Raw genomic sequence first — 549 nt, forward strand, 5'->3', positions numbered from 1 at the left:
ACATAAGGAGTTTTCACTAGCAACTAAGTGAACCGTGTTTCCAACTAAAGTATACTTCCCAGAATTTCCTCCACAGCCTTCACCTATAAATTCTTCAATATAACTGTCGTCCATTTTAAACGTCATCATATTCCCATAAGAAAATAACATTCCAAAACTAGACCATTGGTTTTTGAGCAATTTATCCTTTGTTAAAATGCCAAGTGGAGTATTTGTTTCTTCTTTTATGCAGCTAACTAGTAGTATTATTGTAAATAGAATATTTTTTTTAATAGTTTTCATTGTTCATCATGGCGTATAACGACCAAGGTGTTCCGACGTTTGCGATGGCACGAGTTTGCTTATGCAAACGAAGTGACAGAAGCAAATGTGGCGTAGCCCGAGCGAGAGTCGCGTAAGCGATCTCGAAGCGTAGCGGAAGCACCGATAGTTAGACGACGGTTTGGCTCTATTACGCTGAGATTGGAAACTTGATTATATTCTTAGGTCTTTCTTGCATTGCAGTCCATAAATCTAACTTTGTCTGCATGCTTAACCAACTCTCTGCTG

1 protein-coding gene is annotated in these 549 nt (G+C 38.6%); it reads right to left on the reverse strand.

From position 1 onward, the window contains the following. Window positions 1-282: hypothetical protein (locus B1C82_RS20345; RefSeq protein ID WP_157894075.1), on the reverse strand; the 282-nt coding region annotated here is incomplete at its 3' end. Window positions 283-549: the final 267 nt, after the last annotated feature.

It is taken from the genome of Leptospira venezuelensis (assembly GCF_002150035.1).
In the GTDB taxonomy this organism is placed as follows: Bacteria; Spirochaetota; Leptospiria; order Leptospirales; family Leptospiraceae; genus Leptospira_B; species Leptospira_B venezuelensis.